General features: G+C 59.4%; 22 protein-coding genes. 15 read left to right on the forward strand and 7 right to left on the reverse strand.

The features are described from left to right. Positions 1–301 precede the first annotated feature (301 nt). From PAF17_RS05350 to PAF17_RS05380, 7 genes are all read left to right on the forward strand, one after another. Entirely contained in the window at positions 302–811 is a 510-nt protein-coding gene (locus PAF17_RS05350; protein ID WP_271888060.1) for a CarD family transcriptional regulator, read from the forward strand. A 148-nt stretch (positions 812–959) separates the two neighbouring features. Next, positions 960–1,877: a manganese-dependent inorganic pyrophosphatase gene (locus PAF17_RS05355; RefSeq protein ID WP_271888061.1), complete on the forward strand. Its 918-nt coding sequence runs from the start codon at positions 960–962 to the stop codon at positions 1,875–1,877. After that, the gene (locus PAF17_RS05360) at positions 1,877–2,746 is read left to right on the forward strand and encodes a TIGR01459 family HAD-type hydrolase (RefSeq protein ID WP_271888062.1); all 870 of its coding nucleotides are present in this window, start codon (positions 1,877–1,879) and stop codon (positions 2,744–2,746) included. The genes PAF17_RS05355 and PAF17_RS05360 overlap by 1 nt, the downstream gene beginning before the upstream one ends. A gap of 193 nt (positions 2,747–2,939) precedes the next feature. Further along, positions 2,940–3,383 carry a MaoC family dehydratase gene (locus tag PAF17_RS05365; protein ID WP_271888063.1) on the forward strand — a complete coding sequence of 148 codons (444 nt, stop codon included), beginning with the start codon at positions 2,940–2,942 and terminating at the stop codon, positions 3,381–3,383. Between the two features lie 29 nt (positions 3,384–3,412). Beyond that, positions 3,413–4,342 (forward strand): bifunctional riboflavin kinase/FAD synthetase, encoded by a 930-nt coding sequence (locus tag PAF17_RS05370; protein ID WP_271888064.1) that lies wholly within the window; start codon positions 3,413–3,415, stop codon positions 4,340–4,342. Further along, positions 4,342–4,782, forward strand: coding sequence for a YcgN family cysteine cluster protein (locus PAF17_RS05375; protein WP_271888065.1), 441 nt, complete (start codon positions 4,342–4,344; stop codon positions 4,780–4,782). The genes PAF17_RS05370 and PAF17_RS05375 overlap by 1 nt, the downstream gene beginning before the upstream one ends. Continuing rightward, a complete protein-coding gene (locus PAF17_RS05380) occupies positions 4,779–5,831 on the forward strand; it encodes a threonine aldolase family protein (protein WP_271888066.1) in 1,053 nt (350 codons plus the stop codon). The genes PAF17_RS05375 and PAF17_RS05380 overlap by 4 nt, the downstream gene beginning before the upstream one ends. Here the strand turns inward: PAF17_RS05380 and PAF17_RS05385 are convergent. The 5 genes from PAF17_RS05385 to PAF17_RS05405 all read right to left on the reverse strand — a co-directional run bounded on the left by PAF17_RS05385 (position 5,828) and on the right by PAF17_RS05405 (position 11,378). Beyond that, positions 5,828–6,313, reverse strand: coding sequence for a CinA family protein (locus tag PAF17_RS05385; RefSeq protein WP_271888067.1), 486 nt, complete (start codon positions 6,311–6,313; stop codon positions 5,828–5,830). The two genes, PAF17_RS05380 and PAF17_RS05385, sit on opposite strands and share 4 nt — an antisense overlap. Next, on the reverse strand, positions 6,310–6,801 hold the full coding sequence (locus PAF17_RS05390) for a phosphatidylglycerophosphatase A family protein (RefSeq protein WP_271888068.1): 492 nt from the start codon (positions 6,799–6,801) through the stop codon (positions 6,310–6,312). The genes PAF17_RS05385 and PAF17_RS05390 overlap by 4 nt, the downstream gene beginning before the upstream one ends. 3 nt (positions 6,802–6,804) lie before the next feature. After that, the gene (locus PAF17_RS05395; protein WP_271888069.1) at positions 6,805–7,953 is read right to left on the reverse strand and encodes a bifunctional 2-C-methyl-D-erythritol 4-phosphate cytidylyltransferase/2-C-methyl-D-erythritol 2,4-cyclodiphosphate synthase; all 1,149 of its coding nucleotides are present in this window, start codon (positions 7,951–7,953) and stop codon (positions 6,805–6,807) included. Continuing rightward, a complete protein-coding gene (purL, locus tag PAF17_RS05400; RefSeq protein ID WP_271888070.1) occupies positions 7,950–10,130 on the reverse strand; it encodes a phosphoribosylformylglycinamidine synthase subunit PurL in 2,181 nt (726 codons plus the stop codon). The genes PAF17_RS05395 and purL overlap by 4 nt, the downstream gene beginning before the upstream one ends. A 339-nt stretch (positions 10,131–10,469) precedes the next feature. After that, entirely contained in the window at positions 10,470–11,378 is a 909-nt protein-coding gene (locus PAF17_RS05405; RefSeq protein ID WP_271888071.1) for a LysR family transcriptional regulator, read from the reverse strand. Between the two features lie 161 nt (positions 11,379–11,539). Between PAF17_RS05405 and PAF17_RS05410 the strand changes: the two genes are divergently transcribed. From PAF17_RS05410 to PAF17_RS05445, 8 genes are all read left to right on the forward strand, one after another. Beyond that, positions 11,540–14,929 (forward strand): indolepyruvate ferredoxin oxidoreductase family protein, encoded by a 3,390-nt coding sequence (locus PAF17_RS05410; RefSeq protein WP_271888072.1) that lies wholly within the window; start codon positions 11,540–11,542, stop codon positions 14,927–14,929. 64 nt (positions 14,930–14,993) lie between these two features. After that, entirely contained in the window at positions 14,994–15,806 is an 813-nt protein-coding gene (locus tag PAF17_RS05415) for a glutamate racemase (protein WP_271888073.1), read from the forward strand. An 18-nt stretch (positions 15,807–15,824) separates the two neighbouring features. Continuing rightward, positions 15,825–16,274: a cytochrome c maturation protein CcmE gene (gene ccmE / locus PAF17_RS05420; RefSeq protein WP_271888200.1), complete on the forward strand. Its 450-nt coding sequence runs from the start codon at positions 15,825–15,827 to the stop codon at positions 16,272–16,274. 103 nt (positions 16,275–16,377) lie between these two features. Continuing rightward, complete coding sequence (locus PAF17_RS05425; RefSeq protein WP_271888074.1) at positions 16,378–16,989, forward strand: holin-associated N-acetylmuramidase; 612 nt, start codon at positions 16,378–16,380, stop codon at positions 16,987–16,989. Then, entirely contained in the window at positions 16,980–17,516 is a 537-nt protein-coding gene (locus PAF17_RS05430; RefSeq protein ID WP_271888075.1) for a holin family protein, read from the forward strand. Before PAF17_RS05425 ends, PAF17_RS05430 begins: the two co-directional genes overlap by 10 nt. Before the next feature lie 99 nt (positions 17,517–17,615). Next, the gene (locus tag PAF17_RS05435; RefSeq protein WP_271888076.1) at positions 17,616–19,577 is read left to right on the forward strand and encodes a heme lyase CcmF/NrfE family subunit; all 1,962 of its coding nucleotides are present in this window, start codon (positions 17,616–17,618) and stop codon (positions 19,575–19,577) included. Further along, a complete protein-coding gene (locus tag PAF17_RS05440) occupies positions 19,574–20,035 on the forward strand; it encodes a cytochrome c-type biogenesis protein (protein ID WP_271888077.1) in 462 nt (153 codons plus the stop codon). Before PAF17_RS05435 ends, PAF17_RS05440 begins: the two co-directional genes overlap by 4 nt. Before the next feature lie 67 nt (positions 20,036–20,102). Then, positions 20,103–20,873 carry an enoyl-CoA hydratase-related protein gene (locus PAF17_RS05445; protein WP_271888078.1) on the forward strand — a complete coding sequence of 257 codons (771 nt, stop codon included), beginning with the start codon at positions 20,103–20,105 and terminating at the stop codon, positions 20,871–20,873. Here the strand turns inward: PAF17_RS05445 and PAF17_RS05450 are convergent, their stop codons facing one another. Continuing rightward, positions 20,874–21,569 (reverse strand): NUDIX hydrolase, encoded by a 696-nt coding sequence (locus PAF17_RS05450; RefSeq protein ID WP_271888079.1) that lies wholly within the window; start codon positions 21,567–21,569, stop codon positions 20,874–20,876. After that, positions 21,566–21,985 carry a DUF983 domain-containing protein gene (locus PAF17_RS05455; protein ID WP_271888080.1) on the reverse strand — a complete coding sequence of 140 codons (420 nt, stop codon included), beginning with the start codon at positions 21,983–21,985 and terminating at the stop codon, positions 21,566–21,568. The genes PAF17_RS05450 and PAF17_RS05455 overlap by 4 nt, the downstream gene beginning before the upstream one ends. Positions 21,986–21,987 lie beyond the last annotated feature (2 nt).

Consider the following 21,987-nt stretch of genomic DNA (forward strand, 5'->3'; position numbering starts at 1 on the left):
GCCGTGAGCAATTCGGTGCTATTCCATTCAAGTGCCTGTAAGATTTTCGTTAATTCGAATATCGCAGGCATTGGAACAGTGATCTGACGCCACTTTTTTTGTGGCGTTATTTATGCTATGTTCAATTTTCATTTGCATCCGGCGGGAATTCAGAGGTCCGCGGGATGCACGCCCCCGCACTGCCTCTCCATGTTCTCTGCCGGACATGGGGCAAATACAAAGATCAAGATCGGACCGCAGGCGGCATGCGCCGCTTACGGTCTTTTGCGCCCTGATTGGGTGCCACCTAGAGGAAGCCTGAATGTCCAAAGCCAAGAAAAACGAATTTCGTCCCGACGATTACGTTGTCTATCCTGCCCATGGCGTCGGTCAGATCGTGTCGATCGAAGAGCAGGAAGTCGCTGGATTGCGTCTGGAGATGTTTGTGATCTCGTTCGAGAAGGACAAGATGACTCTGCGCGTCCCGACCGCACGCGCCAGCGAAATCGGGATGCGTGGCCTGTCCTCGCCTGATCTGATCGATCGTGCGCTGGAAACGCTCAAGGGCAAGGCTCGGGTCAAGCGGGCGATGTGGTCGCGCCGCGCACAGGAATATGACCAGAAGATCAATTCCGGTGATTTGATGTCGATTGCCGAGGTGGTGCGCGACCTGCACCGCAATGACGAACAGCGCGAGCAATCCTATTCCGAGCGTCAGCTCTACGAAGCTGCGCTTGATCGGCTGACCCGCGAAGTGGCGGCTGTCAGCGGTCTGGATGAAGGTGCCGCGCAGAAACGTGTCGAAGATGTGCTGATGTCGCGCGCGGCCTGATCGGATTTTCGATCTCTTGAATGGGCGTCCCGCAGGGGGCGCCTTTTTTGTTGTTCTGGCTTGATGCCCGCCGGATTGCCGCGCGTGGACATCCGCCCCCCCGATGCCTATAAGTCGCGCGACTTCGGACCCCCTTTAGAGGTGCAACATGATCAAGGTCTTCGGACATACCGCCCCTGACACCGATTCGACCGGCTCTCCTATCATCTGGGCCTGGTATCTCAACGAAATCCGGCAGTTGCCTGCAATGGCGGTTCTGCAGGGCGAACCGAACACCGAAGCCGCCTGGATGCTGCAGCGATGGAACCTCGATAAACCCGGATTGATCGAGGATGTTGTGGCCGGTGAGGATTGTGTCATTGTCGACACGAACAACCCGGCCGAGCTGCCGAAATCGATCAACGATGCAAATGTCATCGAGATCATCGATCACCACATGCTGGTTGGCGGCATCAAGACCCGCACCCCGATCAATATCACCATCCGCCCTCTGGCCTGCACGGCGACGATCATGCATGATCTGATCGGCGATGATATGGCGCGGATGCCTGAGCCGGTCAAAGGGGCAATGCTGACCTGCATCCTGTCGGACACGATGGAGTTCCGCAGTCCGACGACGACCGATCACGACCGTGCGGTTGCCGAAAAACTGGCCGCGGATCTGGGTGTCGACATTCCTGAATTCGCCGCCGAGATGTTCGCCGCGAAATCCGATGTCAGCAGCTTCAGCGAAGAAGCGCTGCTTCGTATGGACAGCAAGGAATTCGAACTGAACGGCAAGAAGCTACGGGTTTCCGTTCTGGAAACCACAGCGCCGCAGGTCTTGTTGGATCGCAAGGATGCGCTGATGGCAGCCATGCCGACGGTCGCGGGTGCCGATGGCGCGGACGAGGTGCTGCTGTTCGTCATCGACATCCTCAAGGAAGAAGCGACGCTGCTGGTGGCGAATGATCTGATCAAACAGATTGCCGAAAAGAGCTTTGGGGTCACTGTCGGTGGTGACACGGTCGTTCTGCCCGGCGTTCTGAGCCGCAAGAAGCAAATCATTCCCGCGTTGGCCGTCTGATGACCCAGATTGTTCAATCCCTGTCGCAGATCGGCACGAATTACGATGTTCTCTTCTGCGACCTGTGGGGCTGCCTGCACAATGGCAAGCAACCCTATGCGGCCGCCGTCGCGGCTTTGCAGGAATTTCGCAAATCGGGTGGGCGTGTGGTTTTGATGACCAATGCCCCGCGTCCCAACAAATATGTCATCGCGCAGCTGGACCGGATGAAAGTTCCGCGGGATGCCTGGGACATGGTGATCAGTTCGGGTGATGCGGCACAGGATTCGATGTTCGCCGGGGCCGTTGGCCGCAAGGTCTGGCATATCGGAACCGCAAAGGATGACGGTTTCTTCAATGATGTCCCCGACGAATGGGCCGATCAGCCGGTCGTGACGCGGGTCCCGTTGGAAGAGGCCGAAGGCATCGTGGCCACCGGTCCCTATGACGAAGCAAACGAAGCCCCCGAGGATTATCGCGCGCAATTCATGCTTGCGCGCGAGCGGGGGCTGAAGCTGCTCTGTGCCAACCCGGATGTGGTCGTGGACATGGGAGAGACGCGGATCTATTGCGCGGGTGCCCTTGCCGAGTTCTATGAAGAGATCGGTGGTGAATCGCTGTATTTCGGCAAACCGCACCCGCCGATTTACGAACGGGCCAGGCGATTGATGAACCTGACCGAGAACGCACGGATACTGGCCATTGGTGACGGGATCAACACGGATGTTCGTGGCGCGGGGCAAGAGGGTATCGATGCGCTGTTTGTCACCGGCGGGCTTGCGGCTGCCGCATTTGGCGATGACGTTGAAAATCCCGATGACGATCTGCTGCGGGAATGGCTGGCTTCGCGCCAGCTGAACCCTGAATACAGTATCGGCCGCTTGCGCTAGGTCCCAAGATCCGAGCCTTGATCATGGCCCGCTTCGAAAGAAGCGGGCCGTTTTGCATAGAGAGATTCAAAACGAGTCGGTAATAAAATGACATAAAACACTAAAAACTGCATATATTATTGCGCATCGGATGAAATGCTGCTATGCAGCATAACACCTTGAACAGTTCGTGACGCAGCAAATGGATGACAGCATGTTCGACAATCTTCCCCGTGGCACGATCGTCATCGAGGATCTGGAGGTCGGAATGACCCGTCATCTGCAAAAGCAGATTACCGATCATGATATCGAGCTTTTCGCCGAGGTTTCGACCGATCATAATCCCGTTCATCTGGATGAAAGCTATGCAAGGGATACGATCTTCGAAGGCCGGATTGCGCATGGCATGTTGACTGCGGGCCTGGTTTCAGCGGTGATTGGCGAACAGCTGCCGGGTCACGGCACGGTCTATCTTGGACAGACATTGAAATTCATGGCACCGGTGCGTCCGGGTGACATGGTGCGGGCCGAAGTGACCGTAGCTTCAATCGATCATGCGAAAAGGCGCGTGACGCTTGCAACCCGCTGCCTCGTGGGCGATACGGTCGTGCTGAAAGGCGAGGCCGTCGTATTGGCGCCAAGCCGCAAGTTCGACTGACGGGGCGCGGCTGCCCCAGTGGGGGCCTCGTGCACATCCATCGCGACTGGACAGGTTTACCGGCTGAAGCCCGTGGGGCAACGGTTGCCATGGGAAATTTTGACGGTGTTCACATGGGACATCGGGCCGTCATCGATGCGGCGAGGCGGGCGGTCGATGCCCCCTTGGGGATCATCACCTTTGAACCTCATCCCAGGCAATTCTTCGCACCTGATGCGCCGTCATTCCGCCTGATGAATTCCGAGGCGCGGGCGAACCGCCTGGCGCGGCTGGGGACTGAGCGTCTCTACGAGCTGCCTTTCGGGGCCGTGCTGGCCGGCCTGACCCCCGAAGCATTTGCGCAAGAGGTGCTGGTTGATGGGCTTGGCGTCAGGCATGTGACTGTCGGGCAGGATTTTTGCTTTGGCAAGAAACGTTCAGGCAATGTCAATATTCTGCGTGATCTTGGCGAACGGCATGGTTTCGGTGTGACTGCGGTTCCTTTGGTCGGGGATGGCGGGCAGGAATACAGTTCGACCGCCATTCGCAAGGCGCTGAGCGAGGGACGCCCCCGCGATGCCGAGCGTATGCTGGGCCATTGGCACAGGATCGAAGGTGAAATCGTGCATGGCGAAAAGCGCGGTCGTGAATTGGGCTGGCCAACGGCAAACATGCGGCTTGACGACCTGCATTTGCCGCGCCTTGGTGTCTATGCCGTGCTGGTCGATGTATTGACCGGACCTGAACGACTGTCCTGCAAGGGCGTCGCAAGTCTTGGGGTAAGGCCCATGTTCGGGCGCAACGCGCCCAATCTCGAGGTGCATCTGTTTGACTATTCAGGTGACCTCTATGGCCAGCATCTGTCTGTTGCGCTCGTCGATTTTCTCCGCGACGAAGAAAAGTTCGGCTCACTCGAGGATCTGGTCCGGCAAATCGATGCAGATGCCGATCAGGCGCGCCGGTTGTTGTCGGGGGTCTGATGCGTGAGCGTTTCTGGGAAATGCCGCTGTCACAGCTTGATCGCGACGAATGGGAAGCGCTGTGTGACGGTTGCGGGAAATGTTGTCTGAACAAGATTGAATATGAAGACAGCGACGAACTGGCGTTTACCCGTGTTGCCTGCAAGTTGCTGGACGGGCACGCCTGTCGTTGCAGTTCCTACGAGAATCGACATGATTATGTGCCGGAATGCGTTGTTCTGACCCCTGCGAAGCTGCGGGAAATATCCTGGTGGCTGCCATCGACCTGTGCGTATCGTTTGCGCCAAGAGGGACGGCCACTGCATAAATGGCACCCGCTGATCTCGGGGGATCCCGAATCCGTTCACCGCGCGAAGATCAGCGTTCGGGGCTGGACCGTCAGTGAGGCCGAAGTTCCCGAAGAAGAATGGGAAGATCACATCATCGAGGATCTGTCGTGAATTTTGCATCCGACAACGCCTATGGGGCGCATCCTGCGGTATTGCAGGCGCTGATAGATTGCAATGAAGGCGCTGTGATGGGCTATGGCGCCGATCCGGTCTCGGCGCGCGCAACCGCGGCCATTCGCGACATATTCGAGGCACCAGATGCCGAGGTCCATTTTGTCGCGACCGGAACAGCCGCCAATGCCCTGGTCTGTGCGCAGCTTTCACCGGGATTCGGGCGCATTTATTGCCATGAGGATGCCCATATCGAAACCAGCGAATGTGGCGCCCCCGAGTTTTTCACAGGTGGCGGAAAGTTGATCACTCTTGCCGGGGCGATGGGCAAGCTGAACGCCGGGCATTTGCAAGAGGCGCTGCGCATCGGCGCGGCAGAGGGCTGGAACGGCGGGCGCAACGCGATGCTGTCGATCACGAATTCGACCGAATGGGGCACCGTTTATACACCGCAAGAGGTCGCCGCGCTGTCCAGGATCAGCCATGATGCAGGTTTGCCGGTGCATATGGATGGGGCAAGATTTGCCAACGCAATCGCATCGCTGGGATGCCGTCCCGCCGATCTGACATGGCGCGCGGGCGTCGATGTATTGTGTTTTGGCGGCACCAAGAATGGGGCCATGGGGGCAGAGGCGGTGATCTTCTTTGATCCCGAACTGGCCGAAGGTTTCGCATATCGGCGCAAGCAGTCCGGGCATGTCTTTTCCAAACAGCGATTTCTGGCGGCGCAAATGCTGGCGCTTTGCGAAAACGGGTTGTGGACACAACTTGCCCTACAGGCCAATGCTGCGGCCACGCGCCTGGCCGAAGGGGTGGCGCGCGCGGGGGGGCATTTTCTGGCGCCGGTGCAAAGCAACGCGATTTTTGCTGCGATTCCCCTGGCGGCCCATCAGCGCGCCGTCGCAGCCGGGGCGAAATACCACCTGTGGCCGGACGCATCGGCCGACGGATCAGACCCGGTGCCGGTCCGGCTTGTCACGTCATGGAACACACCGGATTGCCAGATCGATGCCTTGGTTGACCTGTTGTGCCAGGGTGACGGCGCCTAGCTTGCGCCCTGATCTGCGAACAGCGCATCCAGAAGCATTTGCAATGCGAAACTGACCGAGGCCTCGCGCACCTGTCGACGACCCAGGGCGCCAAAATCGACCAGCCGCGTGACGGTGCCCGTCGCCGTTGCCACGCCAAAGCAAACGCGCCCTTCGGGCTTGTGCTCGGAACCTCCCGGGCCGGCAATGCCGGTGACCGCGACTGTAACGGTCGCGTCCGAGTTCCGCAGCGCGCCTTCGGCCATTTCAGCGGCGATCTCTGGGCTTACGGCGCCGTGCTTTTCCAGCGTTGTGGCGTTCACACCCAGCATCTGCCGTTTGGCCGCGTTTGAATAGGTGACAAACCCCCGGTCCAGCACGGCGGATGAACCGGGGATATCCGTCAATGCCGCAGCGATCATTCCGCCCGTGCAGCTTTCGGCAGTGGCGATCACGGCTTGTGCATCACGCGCCGCTGCCAGAACCTGTGCGGCCAGCGTCACAGCAACACCAGATGAGCGAGTGCCGCGGCCAGCAATGTCGCGAAGCCGGCGAATATTCCAGCCCAGAGATCATCTTTCATGACGCCATCGACACCGCCTTCACGATCTGCACGCCCAACCAGCCACGGTTTCCAGATATCGAACAGGCGAAAGAACAGGAATGCCGCCACCCAGCCCGGATAGGGGAAGACCCCTGCGTCCATCCCCGAAAAATAGAATGCCGCTGAAGGAAAGCACAGGGCAAGCCATTGGCCCGCGACCTCATCGATGACGATTTCGCTGCGGTCAGGATCGCTCATGCCGGCTGTATAGCGGCGCACAGCCCAGAACCCGATCAGGGTGACGGCCAAGGTCGCACACGCCAATAGTGGGAAATGCCCGACCCGATGCAACAGCACGCCCATGGCGAGGGCAATGGCGGACCCCCAGGTGCCGGGTGCCGGTTTCAAAAGCCCGGCCCCGAACCAGATGCAAAGCAGACGATCCATGTCCTATTCCTTCATGAGCGCGACGGTTGCAATGGCGGCGATTCCTTCGCGGCGACCAGTGAAGCCGAGCCGTTCAGAGGTTGTGGCCTTTACGCTGATGCGCGGGGGTTCCACGCCCATGATTTCGGCAAGCCGATCCTGCATCGGCGCTGCATGAGGCCCGATCTTGGGCATTTCGCAGATCAGTGTCACATCCGCATTGCCAAAGGCAAACCCCCGGCTGCGCGCCAGATCGGCTGCGTGGCGCAGGAAAATTGCACTGTCCGCGCCCTTCCATTGCGGATCGCTTGGTGGAAAGTGGCGGCCGATATCACCTTCGGCGAGCGCACCATAAATTGCATCGGTCAATGCATGCATACCGACATCGGCATCGGAATGTCCGATCAGTCCGCAATCATGGGGGATCTTCACCCCACACAGCCAGACATGATCGCCCTGGCCGAAAGCGTGCACATCATATCCATTGCCCAGGCGAATATCCATCTTCCCTCTCAGCAGCCGTTCGGCCCGCGCGAAATCGGCGGGGTAGGTGATCTTGAGATTGTTTTCATCACCCGGGGTGATTTCAACCTCGATACCGGATTTCCGGGCAAGTTCGACATCATCGGCGGCATCTTCGGGATGGGCGCGATGAGCCTCAAGTATCGCTGCCAGGGCGAATCCTTGCGGTGTCTGGGCGCGAAACAATCCTTCCCGGGACGCGGTGCCGCGCACCTGGCCGTTTTCTCCGCGCCACAATGCGTCGGAGACGGGAAGGGCAGGCGCAGCGGCCCGCGCGCCGCCCTGTAACGCCGTCACCACGCCGGCGATAACCTGCTGGCTGACCAGCGGTCGCGCGCCGTCATGGATCAGGACATGGCTGATGCCGCTATGTTTCAGGGTCTCAAGCGCGGCGCGGACACTGGCGGCGCGTGTGGCGCCACCGATGACGATGGTGGCCACCCCTTGCGTCAGGGCAATCGCCTGGGCGACATCATCCGGGTGCACGACCAGAATGATGCGCTCAAAGCCCGCAAAGGCGGCCAGAGCATGGGCCAGAACTGCGCGATCGCCCAATTGCCGCCATTGTTTCGGCCCCTCACCCCCGGCGCGGCTGCCGCGACCCGCAGCCGTGATGATCGCGGCGAAGCCGTGGGGTGCGGGTCCGGTCATGCGTGGTCGGGCACGTCGCCATGGATCGCGTCGGCAAAGGCCGAACGATAAAGCGACGACAACAGCTGAAGCGGCGCGCGATCCCCCCCAAGGGCAACTGTGTCGCCGCCAACCTGTCCGACCTGCGTCATTGGCACGTTGGCCTTGGCCGCAGCCTCCAGCAGCGTTTTGGCATTGTCGGGCGAGGCGGCGACCAGATACCGGGCCTGATCTTCGCCGAACAGTTGCGGGATCCGATCGTCGTCAAGGGTGATGCCCAGCCCTGCCGCTTCGCCCATTTCGAACGCGGCCAGTGCAAGCCCGCCATCGGACAGGTCCGTGGCCGCGGCAAGATGCGCGCGCATGTCACGCAGGAAGGTGCCGTGCTTTCGCTCGGCTTCGAGGTCGACATGAGGCGCGTCGCCGGTTTCCATGCCAAAGGCTTCATAGGCCAGGGCGGATTGTCCCAGATGGCCCTCGGTCTTGCCAATCACCAACAGGACGTCGCCTTCGGATGGCAATCCGGCGATCAGGTTCGCCAGATCATCGATCAGTCCGACCCCGCCGATGGTCGGGGTGGGCAGGATGCCCTTGCCGTCGGTCTCGTTGTATAGCGAAACGTTGCCCGACACGATCGGAAAGTCCAGCGCCCGGCAAGCCTCGCCGATGCCCTTGATGGCTCCGACGAACTGCCCCATGATTTCGGGCTTTTCGGGGTTGCCAAAATTGAGGTTGTCCGTCGTGGCCAACGGCAGGGCGCCCGCCGCGCACAGGTTGCGATAGGCTTCGGCGACAGCCTGTTTGCCACCTTCTTGCGGGTTCGCGCGGACATAGCGAGGTGTCACGTCACTGGTGAAGGCCAGGGCCTTGTTGGTGCCGTGAACGCGCACGATCCCGGCCCCGATGCCGGGGCGGCGGATCGTGTCTGCGCCGACCTGGGTGTCATATTGTTCCCAGACCCATGATTTATGGGCATAGTTGGGCGAGCCGATCAGGGTTTTCAACGCCGCGATCGGGCCGATTTCGGGAAGGGCCGGCGTTTCGGTAACCGGCGGCGTCTCGACCCAGAGGCGATCATATTCCGGTGCACTGGAAGACAGTTTGGACAGCGGCAGATCGGCCTTGATGTCACTTCCGTGGAGGATCAGGAAACGATCCTCGGCAATGGTTTCCCCGACAATGGCGAAATCGAGATCCCACTTTTCAAAGATCGCGCGGGCTTCGGCCTCTTTTTCGGGCTTCAGCACCATCAGCATCCGTTCCTGGGATTCCGACAGCATCATCTCATAGGCGGTCATGTTGGTTTCGCGCTGCGGCACGGCATCAAGCTGCAGCTTGATGCCCAACCCGCCCTTGTCGCCCATCTCGACGGCCGAACATGTCAGGCCCGCGGCGCCCATGTCCTGAATCGAGATCACCGCCCCCGATGCCATCAGTTCAAGACAGGCCTCCAACAGGCATTTTTCGGTGAATGGCGCGCCGACCTGAACGGTGGGGCGCTTGTCTTCGATCGTGTCATCGAACTCGGCTGATGCCATGGTCGCACCGCCCACGCCATCGCGCCCGGTCTTGGCACCAAGATACACGACCGGCATGCCCACACCCGAGGCCGCCGAATAAAAGATCTTGTCGGTATCCGCCAAGCCTGCGGCAAAGGCATTCACAAGGCAGTTGCCATCATAGGACGGATGAAATCGAACCTCGCCGCCGACATTGGGAACCCCGAAGCAATTGCCGTATGCCCCGATGCCTTCGACCACGCCCTTGACCAGATGCGGGGTCTTGGGATGCTGGGGGCGGCCGAAAGATAGCGAATCCATCGCGGCGATCGGGCGTGCGCCCATCGTGAACACGTCGCGCAGGATCCCGCCAACGCCGGTCGCGGCACCCTGATGCGGCTCGATATAGGACGGGTGGTTGTGGCTTTCCATCTTGAACACCACGGCCTGGCCGTCGCCGATATCGACAATGCCTGCATTCTCGCCGGGACCACAGATTACCTGAGGGCCATCCGTGGGCAGGGTGCGCAACCATTTCTTTGACGATTTATAGGAGCAATGCTCGTTCCACATCGCGCTGAAGATTCCCAGTTCCGTGAAACTGGGTTCGCGGCCAATGATGTCAAGAATGCGATCATATTCGTCGGGCTTCAGCCCATGAGCGGCGATCAGTTCCGGGGTGATCGACGGTTCCTGCATCTCTGGTCCTTCCTGGCGGTAGAGTCAGCCGCCTTTTATGGCCTGTCTGTCGCTATGGGAAGGGTCCGCCCGAGGCGGATGCCACGTTCAAGGCAAAAAAAAGCCGGGCACTAAGCCCGGCCTAAGTCCAACAGGGAGGTAGAAGGTGATGTGCGATTAAGCTGTCATCGCCTTCGAAGCCTGATTTATGGGCAGGTTGTTAACGGTTCAAGTCTTTTCATGCTGCAGACGCAGCATAGCCGACATGCAGTTGCCGAATAGCTACACGCTAAAGTTGTAGTTTGAAGGCCGAATCATGCAAAACAAGGAGAGGATGCCGTTAGATCTGGCCCATTTGCGCTATTTTACTGCACGGTTCTCACTTTGGTGGCGGCGATAGGCCTGGATCTCTTCCAAGACAAAATCGCGGAAGGCTGCGACTCGTTGTGTTTGGCGCAATTCTTCCGGGTAGGCGAGGAAAACCGGCACTTCACCCGATTCCGTTTCCGGCAGAACCCGCACCAGATCATGATGGTCGGCGGTCAGATAGTCCGGCAATACGCCGATCCCGACATGCGCCAGAACCCCTTGCAAGACACCGAAATAGTTGTTGACGGTCAGGGTCGAACGGACATTTTGCGCCATCACGTCCTGCGCCAGACGCGCGCCCGCAGCGACCTGAGGCTGGTCTGTCTTTTGGCAAATGATCCGATGACGGGCCAGATCCGCCATGGTTTCGGGCGTTCCGGCAAATTCCAGATATTCGCGCGTGGCATAGAGACGCATCCGGATATTCAGCAATCTTCTGCGAATAAGGTCGGACTGGCTTGGCTCTTTCATGCGAATGGCGACGTCGGCTTCGCGCATGGGCAGGTCAAGAACCCGTTCTTCCAGCAGAAGATCGATTTTCAGTTCGGGGTATTTCTCGTACAGTTTGACCAGACGTGGCGCCAGCCAAAGCGTGCCAAAACCGACCGGCGTTGTGACCTTCAATTCGCCCAGGACGTTTTCTTCGCTGTCGCGGATGCGCGCAGATGTCGAATCGAGCTTGCGCGCCATCGATGATGTGGCTTCGAACAGCAATTCGCCCTGTTCGGTCAGAATCAGCCCGCGCGCATGACGATGGAACAGGGTGGTGCCAAGAGAATCTTCCAGGGCGCGAATCTGGCGGCTGACCGCGGATTGCGAAAGATGCAGGGTGTCGCCTGCATGTGTCAGGCTGCCCGCATCGGCCACCGCGTGAAATATTCTTAGTTTATCCCAGTCCATAGCTGTCACATTCCTGCCTAGTCAGCCATGCATTTTTTGCAAAGCTATCGCAGCCCTGCCTTTCTGTCACGCCTGCGTCAAGCCCGGATTTTTTTCTTTTTCGGTCAGCAATTCTGACCTATACTGCGATGCGGGGTGCGACACATGGGAGGAAACGCAGAATGAGCAAGCAGGAATTTTCGCTAGCCGATCGTTTCGATCTTTCGAAGACACAGGTATTGCTGAACGGAACGCAGGCACTTGTGCGGCTGATGCTTATGCAGGCGGCACGAGACAAAGCCGCGGGGCTGAACACCAGCGGTCTTGTGACCGGGTATCGCGGCTCGCCGCTGGGTGGGGTCGATTTGCAGATGATGCGCGAATCGCGTCGCTTGAACGAGGCAAATGTTCTGTTCCAGCCGGGGCTGAACGAAGATCTTGCCGCAACGGCAATCTGGGGCAGCCAGCAGGCCGAACTGCGCGGCGAAGGCAGATATGACGGCGTTTATGCCCTTTGGTATGGCAAGGGGCCGGGCGTTGATCGTACCGGCGATGTGATGCGCCACGGCAATATGGCCGGTTCGTCGCAACATGGCGGCGTCGTCATGGCGATGGGCGATGACCACACCGGCGAATCCTCGACGGTCCTTCATCAATCGGACTGGGCGATGATTGATGCCTATATACCGGTTCTGTCACCTGCCGGTGTACAGGAAATCCTGGATTATGGCCTCTATGGGTTTGCCTTGTCGCGCTATGCCGGCGTCTGGACGGGGCTGAAGACCATGAAGGATACGGTCGAGGCGACGGCCGTTGTCGACGGCAATCCGCACCGGCTGAATTTCGTGCGACCGGATTTTGATATTCCGGAAGGCGGGCTGAATATTCGTCTGGGTGATACGCCTGTCATCCAGGAAGCCCGGATGATCGATTTCAAACGCCACGCCGCCGAGGCGTTCGCGCGGGCCAATCGGATCGATCGCAAGGTCTGGGGCAAGCCCGGTGCCAAGATCGGTTTCGTGGCGGCGGGCAAGAACTGGCTCGATCTGGTGCATGCCTTGTCCTTGCTGGGCATCGACGAGGCGGAAGCCGAACGGCTGGGCCTGACCACCTATAAGGTCGGGCAGACATGGCCGCTGGACATGAAGTCCATGCAGGAATGGTCCGAGGATCTGGAGCTGATTGTTTGTGTTGAAGAAAAGCGAAAGCTGATCGAGGTTCAGCTGAAAGAAGCTATTTTTGACAACCGGCATGGGCGACGGGTGCATGGTTGGCATCATGATCGAACGCGGGAAGAATTGTTCCCGACCCGCTATGCGCTGGATCCGGTGATGATCGCGCAGAAAATCGGATCGATCCTGATCGAAGAAGGCCGCGGCACCGAACATATCCGCGCGGGACTGCAACGCCTGACCGAGGTGCGGCGCAACGATAATGCCCCTGAAATCGCGACGCGCACGCCATGGTTCTGTTCGGGTTGTCCGCATAATTCTTCGACGCGCCTGCCCGAAGGCAGCCGTGCCTATGCGGGGATCGGCTGTCACTACATGGTTCAATGGATGGGGCGCGAAACCGAAGGCTTCACCCATATGGGCGGCGAGGGTGCCAACTGGATAGGCGAAGCGCCGTTCAGTAAAAGAAGTCATGTATTTCAAAATCTTGGGGATGGAACCTATAACCATTCCGGAAACCTGGCGATCCGTGCGGCGCTGGCCGCCGGAACCAATATCACCTACAAGATCCTGTATAATGACGCGGTTGCGATGACCGGCGGGCAGCCCAATGAAGGCGGGCTGAGCGCACAGCAGATTGCGCGTGAATTGGTCGCGATGGGTGTCAGCCCTGTCGTCGTGGTCTTTGATGACAAAGAGGATGTCGACCGTTCGACATTCCCGGGCGGGCTGCGTTTTGAAGAGCGCGCCGAGATGATGAATGTGCAGCGCGAACTGGAAAAAGTCGCGGGTGTCAGTGCCATCCTGTATATTCAGACCTGCGCCGCGGAAAAACGCCGCAGGCGCAAGAAGGGCGAATTTCCCGATCCTGACCGCCGGGTCTGGATCAATCCCGAGGTTTGCGAAGGGTGTGGCGATTGTTCGGTCCAGTCCAATTGCGTCTCGATCGTCCCGCTGGACACGGAACTGGGACGCAAGCGCCAGATCGACCAGTCCAGTTGTAACAAGGATTACAGCTGTCTGAACGGGTTCTGCCCCAGCTTTGTCACCGTCAAGGGTGGCAAGCTGCGCAAACCAAAGGCCGAGGCGTTCGACATTCCCGATCTGCCCATGCCACAACTGCCCGCGATCAGCGGCACCCATAATGTCGTTATTACGGGCGTCGGTGGGACCGGCGTGGTGACAATCGGTGCGGTTCTGGCACAGGCAGCGCATGTCGATGGAAAAGGCGCCGGGATGATGGAGATGGCGGGGCTGGCCCAAAAGGGTGGCGCGGTGCATATCCATCTGCGACTGGCGGACAAGCCCGAAGATATCAGTGCCATTCGGGTTGCGACCGGCGAGGCGGATTGCGTGATCGGCGGGGATCTGGTGGTCACGGCCGGTGCGCGCACGATCGGTCTGATGACCAATGGTCGCAGCGGCGCGGTCGTCAATGATCATGAAATCATTACCGGTGACTTCACCCGCTTTCGTGATTTCCAGGTCCCGTCGGATCGCCTGCGCATGTCGCTGGAGGCCCGACTGGGCGACAAGGTTGCGTTTTTCGACGCCAATGAGCTGGCGTTGCGGATGCTGGGGGATTCGATTTACTCGAACATGCTGGTTCTGGGTGCGTGCTGGCAGCAGGGTCTGATTCCCCTGACGGAAGACGCGATCATGAAGGCGATCGAGCTGAATGGCACCAAGACCGAAGAAAACAAAAGGGCTTTCCGCATCGGACGTTGGGCGATGGTTCATCCCGATCAGGCCCGCAAGCCGGTCGACCCGATCCAGTTGCCGACCGATCCGGTGGTCTATCGTGCTGAGCGGCTGATCGCCTATCAGGGCAAGGGGTTGGCGCGGAAATTCGAAAAGCTGGTCGCGGCAGCGCCCGCGCCGCTGCGTGACAGCGTTGCACGGGGCTATTTCAAGTTGCTGGCCTACAAGGACGAATACGAGGTCGCGCGCCTGCATCTGAGCACGGTCGATCAGGTCGCGCAGACATGGGAAGGTGATACCAGGCTGTCGCTGCATCTCGCGCCCCCGATTTTGCCGGGCATGGATGCGCAGGGCCGCCCCAGGAAACGCGAGTTCGGGCCGTGGATGTTCAAGGCGTTTCGCGTGCTTGCCGCCATGCGCAAGCTGCGGGGCACGCCTTTCGACCCCTTCGGTTACAGTCATGAACGTCGGGTCGAGCGTGGCATGATCCGCGAATATGAACGGGACATGCAGGCCGTGTTCAAGGATGTCCGGGACGCAACCTTGCCAGTCGCCATTGAATTGGCCGAACTGCCTCTGACTGTGCGTGGATACGGGCCGGTCAAGGACAAGGCAGTTCAGCAGGCCGCGCAACGGCGCAAGGAGCTGTTGGCGCAGTTGCAGAGCGGAGACGCACCGATCCGTGAAGCTGCCGAATAACGCAGGTCATTCCCAATTGCCGCGCGGCGTCCTAAAACATGTCGTGCGGCAAGAGGAGCAAGCAATGGCAGTTGGTGTTTTCGATTCGGGTTTGGGTGGTCTGACCGTGCATCAGGCGATCGCCGCCCGGCTGCCGGATGTCCCGCTGGTCTATCTTGGTGACAATGCGCATGCACCATATGGCGTGCGGACGGCCGATGACATCTATGACCTGACCTGCGCAGGGGTGGAACGTCTTTGGCAGGAAGGGTGCGATCTGGTCATTCTTGCCTGCAACACGGCCAGTGCCGCGGCGTTGCGCCGGATGCAGGAGACCTGGTTGCCGCAAGACAAGCGTGTTCTGGGGGTTTTCGTGCCGATGATCGAGGCCCTGACCGAGCGTCGCTGGGGGGACAATTCCCCGCCCCGCGAGGTCAAGGTCAAGCATGTCGCGCTGTTTGCCACCCCGGCAACCGTGGCCAGCCGGGCGTTCCAGCGCGAACTTGCGTTCCGGGCCGTCGGTGTCGATGTCGAGGCACAGCCTTGTGCCGGTGTCGTTGATGCCATCGAACAAGGCGACGAGATTCTTGCCGAAGCCCTGGTGACGAGCCATGTCGAGGCCCTGAGACGCCGGATGCCCAGCCCCGAAGCTGCAATTCTTGGCTGTACGCATTATCCTTTTGTCCAGGATGTGTTCAGCCGCGCGCTGGGAGCGGATGTCGAAGTTTACAGTCAGGCGGGGCTGGTGGCCGACAGCCTGGCGGATTATCTTGAGCGCCGGCCGGAATTTATTGGTGCCGGACGGGTCTCGAAATATCTGACGACGGGCGATCCACGGCGGGTTTCTGGCAAGGCTACGCAATTCCTGCGCAGCCCGATCACATTCGAATCCGCTTGAAGAGGCACTATGTCAGGATTGAAATCATTGAAGAAACGTCGCCGCGTGCAGGTGATTTCTGCCGCGGCACTGGCCTTGGTGATCGCGACGGTGCTGATCGGTTACGGATTTCGCGACGGGATCAATCTCTATCGTTCTCCGACGCAGGTCAGTGAGGCGGCCCCTGCGCCGGATGAGTATTTTCAGCTGGGCGGGCTGGTCAAGGATGGCTCTATCGTGGATCGGGGCGGGGTGCGCTTTGATTTCGTGATTACCGACGGCCTGGCCGAGATCGCGGTGACATATACCGGCGATGATCCCCGCCCCGATCTGTTCAAGGAGGGACAGGGAACGATTGCCAAGGGCTATTATCGCGACGGTCGTTTCGAGGCAAAGGACCTGCTGGCCAAGCATGATGAAAGCTATATGCCGCGCGAGGTCGTCGACACCTTGAAGGAAAGCGGCGTCTACAAGGATCCGAATTCCTGAAACCGGGCGTTGCGCGTGGTGATCGCGCAACGTTCTCATGATTAACAGAACGTTAAATTGCAGGCCCCACCTTTGGCGACAGGGATCGCGAAAAGGATAGGCAATGCAAAGCGTAGAAGAAATCGCGCGGGAAATCGTCAGCCGCGAAGGTGGATATGTGAACGACCCCGATGATCCGGGAGGGGCCACGATCCACGGTGTGACGATCGGCACGATGCGCAGTCTGGGGTTGGACCTTAACCGCGATGGTCGAATCGACGCGACCGATGTCAAGGCGCTGACAAGGGCGCAGGCCGAACAGATTTTCGTTGAACATTACTTTCGCAAGCCGGGCATCTCGCAATTGCCAGATAGACTGCATGCCAGCGTATTTGACATGTATGTCAATGCTGGCCGGAACGCGGTGAAGATCTTGCAGCGATTGACCTCCAGAATGGGCTTTCCGGCCAGCGATGATGGCCTGATTGGCCCAGAGACTGTTCAGGCCGCAAGGGATGCATCGCGTGCGGCCCCGGATCATCTGGCGGACGCATATGGGATCGCGCGGCGGAATTACTATTACGCATTGGCGGATCAGCGCCCTGCCAGCCGCAAATATGCCTCGACCCAAAAATCGACCAAGGGCGGGTGGATAATCCGGGCCGAGGCATTCATCAGCCCTCACTACCACCTGACCCAAGCTCAACATCGTGAAAGGATTGCCGCATGGGCATGATTGACCGTTTCATCGGCTTGGGGGCGAACGCCACGGCGCTGGGAAACGCTGCGGCAGGAATGGCCGAGGTCTTTACCCGCAATCAAACACGCAAGATGGAGCTGGAAGAGGCGGCCTATTCCCAGGCGGTTTCACAGTTCGGGCAAGAATTCGCCGTTCAGCAAAGCGGCGTTTTCAACAGCCTCGTCAATGGGCTGAATCGGCTTCCACGACCGTTATTGGCATTGGGCACGATGGGCTTGTTTGTCTATGCCATGATTGAACCCACTGGATTTGGGCTGCGCATGCAGGGTTTGCAGCAGGTGCCCGAGCCGCTTTGGTGGTTGCTGGGTGCGATCGTCGGGTTCTATTTCGGTGCGCGTGAGGCACATTATTTCCGGCATCGAAACTGGTCGGTGCCGGAAAACGGCGCCATGGCAAAGTCGGCCTCGGCGACGCCGCAAATGCTGCAGGGGTGGGTTGCGCCAAAAGAAGATTTTGCCGACAATGCCGCCCTGCGCGATTGGGCCGCCAGCTTGCGCGGATAGGTCGCATCGCAAAGACGCGATTGTGAAGCATTGGGCCAAGGGGGGACTTTCCCCCCTTTTTTCGTGCCTTTATGCTGGCCGCAACAGAGGAACTCCTGAATGATTGCTGAAATCGGCCATTTCGCCCTGATACTCGCTTTTGCGGTGTCGATATATCAGACTGTTGTGCCGATGGTGGGGGCATCGCGTGACTGGCAAGGCTGGATGACCAGTGCAAATCCCGCCGCGCTGGCCCAGTTCTTGCTGTGCGGGTTGTCCTTTGCGGCGTTGACCGTGGCTTTCGTGACGTCGGATTTTTCGCTGAAGCTGGTCTACGAGAATTCTCATACGGCCAAGCCGATGATCTACAAGATCAGTGGTGTTTGGGGGAACCACGAAGGTTCGATGCTGCTTTGGGTATTGATACTGGCGTTGTTCGGTGCGGCGGCCGCCGTGTTCGGTGACAATCTTCCGCCGCGGTTGCGGGCTCGGGTGCTGTCTGTTCAGGCTGCGATCGGTGCCGCATTTTATGCCTTTATCATCTTTACATCGAACCCTTTTCTTCGCCTTGGAAACCCGCCATTTGACGGGCGCGATCTCAATCCGTTGCTGCAAGATCCGGGTTTGGCCTTTCATCCGCCCTTCCTGTATCTTGGATATGTCGGGCTTTCGATGGCGTTCAGCTTTGCTGTTGCGGCGCTGATCGAAGGGCGGGTCGATGCGGCCTGGGCGCGCTGGGTGCGTCCGTGGACATTGGCGGCCTGGATGTTTCTGACGGTCGGAATCGCACTGGGTTCGTGGTGGGCGTATTACGAACTGGGTTGGGGCGGATTCTGGTTCTGGGATCCGGTCGAAAACGCAAGCTTCATGCCTTGGTTGCTGGCTGCTGCGCTGCTGCACTCAGCGATTGTGGTCGAAAAGCGCGAGGCTTTGAAAAGCTGGACGATCTTGCTTGCGATCATGGCTTTTGGTTTTTCGTTGATCGGCACCTTTATCGTGCGCTCCGGGGTCATCACCTCTGTCCACAGCTTTGCCAGCGATCCGGAAAGGGGGTTGTTTATTCTGGCGATTCTGCTTGCCTTCGTTGGCGGGGCGTTGACCTTGTATGCGGCCCGCGCCAGTGAGATGACTGCCAAGGGGGTCTTTGCACCCGTGTCGCGGGAAGGTGCGCTGGTTCTGAACAATGTGTTGCTGGCGGTGTCGGCATTCGTGGTCTTCATTGGAACGATGTGGCCGTTGTTCGCCGAAATGATGTGGGATCGAAAACTGTCGGTCGGTGCCCCTTTCTTCAACAAGGCGTTTACGCCTTTCATGATCGCCTTGGCGCTTGTGCTGCCCATCGGATCCCTGGTGCCCTGGAAAAGGGCGAAATTCTTGCGTGCCCTTCGGCCGCTGCGCGCCGCCTTGATCTTTACGGTTGCCACGATGTTGCTTGTCTTCGCCGTTTCGACCGGGCGATCGGCGATTGCGGTCATCGGCGCGGGGCTGGGCGCCTGGCTGGTTGCCGGAGCTGTGGCAGAGCTGTGGCATCGCACCGGATCCTCGGGTCTTTCACGCCTTTTCCGTTTGCCGCGCGCGGATTGGGGCAAGGCGGTCGCGCATGCTGGTCTGGGTGTGACCTTTATCGGGGTCGGTCTTCTGACCGCCTGGCAAAGCGAAGATATCAGGGTGGCACATATCGGCGACAGCTTCGAGGTTTCGGGATATACGATTACCTTGCAATCCGTGGATGAGGTGCGGGGGCCGAACTATTATTCGACCATGGCTGCGATGAAAATATCTCGTGATGGGAGGGAAATCGCCGTGCTCAATCCCGAAAAACGCGTTTACCCGGTGCAGGCCATGCCAACGACCGAAGCCGCGATCGATGGTGGTTTCCTGCGCGACGTCTATGTGGTGATCGGGGATGCCCAACCTGACGGTGGATGGGCCGTGCGCACCTATATCAAGCCATTTGCGAACTGGATCTGGCTGGGGTCGATCCTGATGGCATTGGGAGGATTGATCAGCTTGTCCGACCGCCGCTATCGCGTGGCTGCGGGCGCGCGGCAGAAAAAGATCGCGACGGTGCCAGCCCAATGAGACAGTTGATTGCCACATTCGCCCTGCTGTTGATCTTGCCCATATCCGCGCTTGCGGTCCAACCTGATGAGGTTCTGGACGACCCGACGCTTGAGGCGCGCGCGCGTACGATTTCGCAGAAACTTCGATGCCCGGTTTGTCAGGGCGAGAATATCGATGAATCAAACGCGTCAATCAGCCGTGACCTCAGGCTTTATGTGCGCGAGCGTCTGGTTGCGGGGGATGACAACGAGCAGGTCGTTGACGCAGTGGTTGACCGCTTTGGCGAGTTTGTTCTGTTTGAACCCCGTGCACGTGGTGGCAACCTTGTGCTGTGGCTCGCCGGTCCGGTCATGGCGATCCTTGCCCTGCTGGTCGCATGGCGGTTTATCCGGGCGCGTTCAAGGGCGACCCAGAACACCGCCCATCTGTCCAAGGACGAACAGGCCCGCCTCGACGAAATCATGCGCGAGGATTGACGCGAGGTCGCCCTTTACGCGCACGTCACCTTGGGCCATCACGATTGAAGCCAACGGGGAGGTGTGCATGAACTACCAGACGATCCAGTTTGATACACGCGATGGCGTCGCGACCCTCATCCTGAACCGGCCAGAGGTCATGAACGCGCTGAATACGGAAATGCGTTCGGAAATCACCCACGCTCTGACCACGCTGCCTGCCGAAACACGCTGCGTTGTCATAACCGGTTCGGGCCGGGCATTTTGTTCCGGCCAGGATCTGAATGATGGGGCCGCCGCGACGGATCTGGAGGCAACATTGCGCGATGAATACGAGCCAATGCTGCATGCCGTGCTGGATTGTCCGGCACCGGTGATTGCTGCGGTCAATGGCGTGGCGGCGGGGGCGGGGGCCAATCTTGCGCTTGTTGCCGATGTGGTGATTGCCGCTGAAAATGCCAGCTTTGTCCAGGCATTCACGCGGATCGGCCTGATCCCCGATGCGGGCGGAACCTGGATGATTCCACGCCTTGCCGGACATGCTAGGGCGATGGGGATGATGTTGTTTGCGGATTCGATTCCGGCAAGACAGGCCTGCGAATGGGGGCTGATATACGAATGCTGCCGGGACGATGAATTCGCGCAATTTGTCGCAACGCGTGCGCGACAGCTGGCTTCGGGGCCAACCTCGGCGTTTCTGTCAATTCGCGAGGCCGTCAGAGCCTCGTTCGGGAATGACATGAGCGCGCAACTGAAACTAGAGGCGCGGTTGCAGGGGCGCGCGGGCCGCAGCCATGATTTCCGCGAGGGCGTCGCGGCATTTCTTCAGAAACGAGCCCCCGAGTTTCGCGGAAACTGATCACGCGATCTGTGAAAATCGGGGGGCCGTTCCCCGGTTGTCGAAAAACGGCACGGTATCGGGATCAGGAAGATCCTGATGATGGGGAACCGATCCGGCAACCTCTGCGATTTCGGCAAGAACCACCTCGGTGATGAAAGGCAGGTTCAGATTGCGCGCTTCGGTCAGGGGAACCCAGTGCAGATGCGACAACTCATCGCAGGCATCGCCGAATTCGTCGGGGTTTCCCAGAAGTTGCGCGGCGTCAGCGATGAAGAAATGCGCATCGAAACGGCGAGGCCGGCCGGGGGGCGTGATCGCCCGGAACACGTAACGCAGTGTCGACGCATCTGCAGCCAAGGCTTTTTCGGCATAGCCGGGCCATTGGGTCGGGGTTGGTGAGGGTGCGCCAATCACCAATCCGGTTTCCTCGACCAGTTCTCGTAGCGCTGCTGCCGCGATGGCATGCGGGTTTGCAGGTTCGTCCGGACGGGGCTCGGCCCTCAATCTGCGCTGGTGAATATCTGTCAAGGGGCGCAGCAAGGTCGCGTCAGCATCTTCGGGATCGACAGCACCGCCGGGAAACACATATTTCGACGGCATGAAAGCCGCCTTTGCACCGCGCATCCCCATCAGGACAGAGGTTTCCCTGGCGTTTCGCCGCAACAAGATCATCGTCGCGGCCTGACGAATCGGCGGGTCGACCTTGGTGGTCATGTGGCCGCAGGTTCCGCGTCGCGCCCGAATCCGTGCATTCTGCGCGCCCATTGCAGACCAACCATTGCCCCCTTGATGCGCGGCAACAGCAACAACGACAACACGATCGCACCAAGGCTGAAGGTCAGGATCATGGTCATGGCCGAGGGACGCCACGCCATGTAGCAGGCAAGAAGCAGCGGCGCCCCCAGATGCGAGACAATCAGGATCGTCAGATAGGCAGGGCCGTCATCGGCCCGCTGATGATGCAGCGCTTCTCCGCAATTTGGACACTGATCTGCAACCTTGAGGTATTTTTCGAATAAGCGTCCCTGACCACAGCAGGGGCATTGGCCAAGCGTCCCACGGATCATCGCCTGCTTCGTGGGGCGATCGTTTTCGACAGAGATGATGTCTTGCCCAGATGTGTGAGCCATGA

Origin of the sequence: Paracoccus onchidii, assembly GCF_028294535.1 — a bacterium.
In the GTDB taxonomy this organism is placed as follows: domain Bacteria; phylum Pseudomonadota; class Alphaproteobacteria; order Rhodobacterales; family Rhodobacteraceae; genus Paracoccus; species Paracoccus onchidii.

Coding starts and splice junctions, on each gene's coding strand:
- PAF17_RS05435 (WP_271888076.1), top strand. CDS start 17,616: ATGATTGCTGAAATCGGCCATTTCGCCCTGATACTCGCTTTTGCGGTG.
- PAF17_RS05455 (WP_271888080.1), bottom strand. CDS start 21,985: ATGGCTCACACATCTGGGCAAGACATCATCTCTGTCGAAAACGATCGC.
- PAF17_RS05415 (WP_271888073.1), top strand. CDS start 14,994: ATGGCAGTTGGTGTTTTCGATTCGGGTTTGGGTGGTCTGACCGTGCAT.
- PAF17_RS05430 (WP_271888075.1), top strand. CDS start 16,980: ATGGGCATGATTGACCGTTTCATCGGCTTGGGGGCGAACGCCACGGCG.
- PAF17_RS05445 (WP_271888078.1), top strand. CDS start 20,103: ATGAACTACCAGACGATCCAGTTTGATACACGCGATGGCGTCGCGACC.
- purL (WP_271888070.1), bottom strand. CDS start 10,130: ATGCAGGAACCGTCGATCACCCCGGAACTGATCGCCGCTCATGGGCTG.
- PAF17_RS05425 (WP_271888074.1), top strand. CDS start 16,378: ATGCAAAGCGTAGAAGAAATCGCGCGGGAAATCGTCAGCCGCGAAGGT.
- PAF17_RS05390 (WP_271888068.1), bottom strand. CDS start 6,801: ATGGATCGTCTGCTTTGCATCTGGTTCGGGGCCGGGCTTTTGAAACCG.
- PAF17_RS05355 (WP_271888061.1), top strand. CDS start 960: ATGATCAAGGTCTTCGGACATACCGCCCCTGACACCGATTCGACCGGC.
- PAF17_RS05450 (WP_271888079.1), bottom strand. CDS start 21,569: ATGACCACCAAGGTCGACCCGCCGATTCGTCAGGCCGCGACGATGATC.
- PAF17_RS05405 (WP_271888071.1), bottom strand. CDS start 11,378: ATGGACTGGGATAAACTAAGAATATTTCACGCGGTGGCCGATGCGGGC.
- PAF17_RS05395 (WP_271888069.1), bottom strand. CDS start 7,953: ATGACCGGACCCGCACCCCACGGCTTCGCCGCGATCATCACGGCTGCG.
- PAF17_RS05360 (WP_271888062.1), top strand. CDS start 1,877: ATGACCCAGATTGTTCAATCCCTGTCGCAGATCGGCACGAATTACGAT.
- PAF17_RS05410 (WP_271888072.1), top strand. CDS start 11,540: ATGAGCAAGCAGGAATTTTCGCTAGCCGATCGTTTCGATCTTTCGAAG.
- PAF17_RS05440 (WP_271888077.1), top strand. CDS start 19,574: ATGAGACAGTTGATTGCCACATTCGCCCTGCTGTTGATCTTGCCCATA.
- PAF17_RS05350 (WP_271888060.1), top strand. CDS start 302: ATGTCCAAAGCCAAGAAAAACGAATTTCGTCCCGACGATTACGTTGTC.
- PAF17_RS05375 (WP_271888065.1), top strand. CDS start 4,342: ATGCGTGAGCGTTTCTGGGAAATGCCGCTGTCACAGCTTGATCGCGAC.
- PAF17_RS05365 (WP_271888063.1), top strand. CDS start 2,940: ATGTTCGACAATCTTCCCCGTGGCACGATCGTCATCGAGGATCTGGAG.